Here is a 4575-nt window from a genome sequence, read left to right on the forward strand (position 1 = left end):
ACACATGTTATAGATATACTTTCAATGATACCATTTAATTTCATATTTTTAAGATTTTTTGCAGTATTTAGACTTGTTCGTTTAATAAGTCTATTACAATTATTTCAAATATTTAAGATATATGCTCTTAGAAGATTTGATTATGGGTCTTTAAAATATTTTGTTCAAAATAGATTATTAAAAGTATTAACATTTATTTTAGTATTTTATACAATATTATCTTCTATAATACTTCAAAATATTGATCCATCATTTACAAACTTCTTTGATTCATTATGGTATAATATTGTAACATTGTCTGGTGTTGGTTATGGTGATATTACTCCAATATCAACTGAAGGTAAATTAATTGGTATTATAACTATAATAATGGGGGTGTTGTTTTTAAGTATTTTTACTGCTGCAATGTCTTCATTGTATATGGAAAAACCAGAGGAAAAAACTCGTCTTTTAGTTAAATCATATATTAAACATCTAAAAAATAGAAATAGATCTCTACAAAAAAAAGTTGATAGTCTTGATAGGGATGTTGAGGAATTACAAACTAAGTTAGATGAGATTACACAAATACTTAAGGATAATATTGATAATCAAAAATATGAAAAAGAGGAGGATTCATAGAATGAAACCTGAAGAAGTTAAGAAAATGGAACAAGAGGATGATGAAGAATTTGTGGGATTAAATGTGGATACAAATTTGTTAGATGTTGTTCAAGTATTATTTAAAACAGAACCTGAAGTAGAAGTATTCTATGATGGTTTTCTTGAAAGAATGCAGTCTGATAAAAAAATTCGTAAACATACAGATAATCGTAAACGTATGAATGAAGCATTTCTTGATGAGCTTCTTAAGTATCATGATTTAGATACTATTAACAAGGCATTAAATGGAATGAGGGATGAGAATAATTTTGCCACTGTTGAAGAGGAAAAAGATATTGATAAGTTGTTAAGAAAAACATTTAGTAGTAAAATGGAATTTAGAATGTTTATTACATATGTTAGTCAATATATGATGGAAGAACATGATACTCCAGTGGAAGCTGCAGCCAAGTCAATGAAACGATTGGGTAAATCAGATAATGATGTATTAAAAATAACTAGTGTGATTGATAAGATATTTTAAAGGAAGGTATAATATGAATAATTTAACTATAGAACATAGGTATGTTCTCGATGAAATTTTAGTAAGTGATGATAAAAAATCTGCATACTTACTTGGATTTTTAACAAGAAAATTAACGCATATTGAATATAAGAATCTAGAAAAAACACCATTTCTAAATAAAATTTATGATATAAATCTAAGTCATGAAAAAATAAGGGCAATATATCCTGTTATGATTAATGAAATTCGTAAATATGATGCTATATTTAAGGAACTTGAAGAAGAAGCATCAATATCACTTCTTAAATCTGATAAAAATTGGAATATTTCTGATGAAGAAACAAGTTTCTACTTTACTTTAGGTTATACATTAGGTAGTGCATCTAATTATAAACGTGAAGTAAATGATAAAGAAATAACTTAAATTTATTTTAAAAAAAGTTCATAAAAAGGAGTTTCATCATCTCCTTTTTATTATATAATCTGCTATTTTTATTCTCTATGTTCTTCTATTTTTCCTTGAATTATGTTGGTTGTATATACTATTGATAGTAATAATGGCCATACTCCAATCCTACCTGCCCAGAAATCTATAATCATAACAATTTTCACAATAAGTGGTGTTGATACTGAAAGATATGTTGGTGCAAGTCCAGTATTACCAAGGGATGAAGCTGTAATTGTAAATGCTATCTGGAAGTCATTACAAAAGATTGCTATTACTATAAAACTCGCTATGAATATAAGAATGTATGATATTACATAGATGAGTATTGTTTTTATAGTTTTATCTGATACATCACGGTACTTATTATCATGGAATACTTTTTTAATTATAATGGTATTTTTTGGAAGTATCATACTTTTAACTTCCCACCATATTGCTTTAAAGAGTATAACTATATTATATAGCTTAATTCCTCCACTAGTAGAACATATGGAACTTCCAGTAAACATTAATAATATCAGAACTGTATAACAAAGTGGTGACCAATTATCAATACTTGTACTGGAAAAACCTGTTGATGTAATAACTGACACAACTTGAAATAGTGAATGTCTAAGTATAATTAATATATCGTGATTGTAGAATCCTTGGAAATATAATGATAATCCAATAAGTAATGTTGAAGATATTACAAGAAATGCAAATGCTTTAATTTCAATGTCTTTGTAAAGATTTCTCCATGCACCTTTAATAACACGATATATTACTACAAAGTTTAAACCACCTAATATCATAATACACATTGTTATAAGTTGTATAATTGGTGTTTGAAAGTATTGTACACTTGCTGGATGTACAGAAAAACCACCTGTTGCAATTCCACAGAAACAATAACATATTGCATCAAATAGATTTAGTCCTGCTAGTAGGTATAATATAATTCCAATTGATGTTAATAGTAAATATAATTTTATAAAGATTATTGTTGTATGTTTTATATTAGGTGTCATTTGTTCTGTTCTTCCCTCTGCAAAGTATAATCTTTTTAAACTCACAGATGATGGAACAACAACAAGTAATAAAACTATGATACCTAATCCTCCAAGCCATTGTGTTAATGAAGCCCATATTGCAACAGAAAATGGATGTTCACATGGTGGAAGGAGAGAAAATCCTGTTGTTGTAATACCAGACATTCCTTCAAAAAAAGCATCGAGTATATTTAAATCTCCAGAAATGACATATGGAAGACCTGCTGCTAATGCTGTTAGTCCCCATATACTCAGAACAAAAATTAGGGATCCTTTTAAGGATAGGTGTGTTAAGTTTTTTTTACTAAAACCAACCCATAATAAAAATCCAATTGCTACACATATAATTGAAGAAGATACAAATGAATTCAAGTATTTTACTTCATCATGAAATATTATTGCACATATTATTGGAATTATCATAAATAGTCCAATAACTATACATACATAGCCAGTATAATGACCAATTGTTTTAAGTTCATTTGTTTTTATTTTATTTATAGTAAATGAGTTCATTTGTTACTATCCTTAAATTTTGTACATATTAATATTGATATTTTTAATATTTAAAAGTTTATCAGATAAATATAATAAAAAAAGTATAAAAAAAAGATTTAATAATATTTGATTAGTTCCTTATTTTCTTTTTTCAGTATAAATAACAGAAACTAGGTCTCTAAAAGTAGATCCTATACTTCCACCAAAAGATCCAAGTATTATACCACCAATAACTGTGATTAATAAAACAATAACTAATGATAATCCAAGTGATATATCAGCAGTACCTAATATACTACTAAATTTTGGTATATAGTATCCTGTTAGAAATATGCTGAAGATTAAACATAATAAGAAACTAGACATAGTACCTCTTAAAGTTCTATGATTAGGATTTCTTTTATTAGAGGGATTATATAGGAATGATGCACTTAGGGCAGATATTATAATTGCTAATAAGATTCCACTTATAGGAAAACTTAATAATCGTCCTAAAAATAATACAAGACTTCCAATAAATAATCCAATAATTGTTGAAGTTAAATAATCAAAATTTAAGTTCATGTTAATCTATTTATTTCTTTTATTTTTTTATTGTATTAAATATTTAGTTAGATAGTTTATGAATGAAATTAAATATCTAGTATTTTTAAAAGAGGTATTAAATAAAAAAATGTAATAAAAAAGAAATAAAAATAGAAGTGTTAAATTGATTAGTTAATTGAAATAATTAAAGTAAGTTTATTAGAAATACCATAATCTTTTATAGAAATAAGCACTTATTTAGTCTATGCTATATTTTATTAAATCAGTTCATTTACGTAATTCAGCCAAAATTTGAATTTTTAATTGGGATTATTATTCAAGTAGTTTTAATGAATTAATTTTTTCTTTTTAAGTATTTAAATTTATTTACTTTTTAGTTAAATTATCTAATTAATTATTATACTTCTTGTTTTATAAAATATTTTATCTAAGTTTTAATATTTTATATTTATACATAAATATTAAAATTATCTACTTAATGAAATAGAAAGTTAGTTGATACTTAAATATTCCTTATTTTTTGTATGATTTAATAGTCTTAAATTAACTCCATACCCCTTAAAAACAAATGTATTATTATTTGTTATAATTATATGTAATTTCTTTTTCATATCAGCAATATAATACATATTATCTGATAGAATTTTTGAAATAATAGTATTATCTTCATCAATAAGCTTTTTAATGTACTTGTTTGTTAGGCTATTAATGTTATTTGACATGATTATTAAATCAACTGTAGGTATGGAGTCAAGTAGGGTGTATGTATCTTTGTTTTCATCAAGCATGTGAAGATTATTTTCATGTTCAGTTATAATAATTTTATTTTTTAGAAGATTGTCATATATATCTGGTGTTAGTGTTAATGTTTTGTCAATAAATATGTATTCTAGGTCATTCCATTCATTATATGTTTCAAGAATATTTAATATTTTATAAATTTT

The 4575-nt window shown here is 24.9% G+C and carries 6 protein-coding genes; 3 read left to right on the forward strand and 3 right to left on the reverse strand.

The window, feature by feature from the left end; genetic code table 11:
• The 3 genes from A9758_RS02610 to A9758_RS02620 all read left to right on the forward strand — a co-directional run.
• Nucleotides 1–621: potassium channel family protein (locus A9758_RS02610; protein ID WP_069776327.1), on the forward strand; the 621-nt coding region annotated here is incomplete at its 5' end.
• Between the two features lies 1 nt (nucleotide 622).
• Nucleotides 623–1126 carry a hypothetical protein gene (locus A9758_RS02615; protein ID WP_011406420.1) on the forward strand — a complete coding sequence of 168 codons (504 nt, stop codon included), beginning with the start codon at nucleotides 623–625 and terminating at the stop codon, nucleotides 1124–1126.
• Between the two features lie 13 nt (nucleotides 1127–1139).
• Nucleotides 1140–1532, forward strand: a complete 393-nt coding sequence (locus tag A9758_RS02620; RefSeq protein ID WP_011406419.1) for a TM1802 family CRISPR-associated protein — start codon at nucleotides 1140–1142, stop codon at nucleotides 1530–1532.
• A 68-nt stretch (nucleotides 1533–1600) separates the two neighbouring features.
• On the opposite strand, the gene A9758_RS02625 is transcribed toward A9758_RS02620, so the two are convergent.
• From A9758_RS02625 to A9758_RS07545, 3 genes are all read right to left on the reverse strand, one after another.
• Entirely contained in the window at nucleotides 1601–3103 is a 1503-nt protein-coding gene (locus tag A9758_RS02625) for a TrkH family potassium uptake protein (RefSeq protein WP_011406418.1), read from the reverse strand.
• A 120-nt stretch (nucleotides 3104–3223) separates the two neighbouring features.
• Nucleotides 3224–3649 (reverse strand): hypothetical protein, encoded by a 426-nt coding sequence (locus tag A9758_RS02630; protein ID WP_011406417.1) that lies wholly within the window; start codon nucleotides 3647–3649, stop codon nucleotides 3224–3226.
• 473 nt (nucleotides 3650–4122) lie between these two features.
• The coding region (locus A9758_RS07545; protein WP_158005512.1) for a hypothetical protein at nucleotides 4123–4575 on the reverse strand (453 nt) is incomplete at its 5' end.

The organism is Methanosphaera sp. A6 (assembly GCF_001729395.1).
Lineage (GTDB): Archaea > Methanobacteriota > Methanobacteria > Methanobacteriales > Methanobacteriaceae > Methanosphaera > Methanosphaera stadtmanae.

Coding starts and splice junctions, on each gene's coding strand:
- A9758_RS02625 (WP_011406418.1), bottom strand. CDS start 3,103: ATGAACTCATTTACTATAAATAAAATAAAAACAAATGAACTTAAAACA.
- A9758_RS02620 (WP_011406419.1), top strand. CDS start 1,140: ATGAATAATTTAACTATAGAACATAGGTATGTTCTCGATGAAATTTTA.
- A9758_RS02615 (WP_011406420.1), top strand. CDS start 623: ATGAAACCTGAAGAAGTTAAGAAAATGGAACAAGAGGATGATGAAGAA.
- A9758_RS02630 (WP_011406417.1), bottom strand. CDS start 3,649: ATGAACTTAAATTTTGATTATTTAACTTCAACAATTATTGGATTATTT.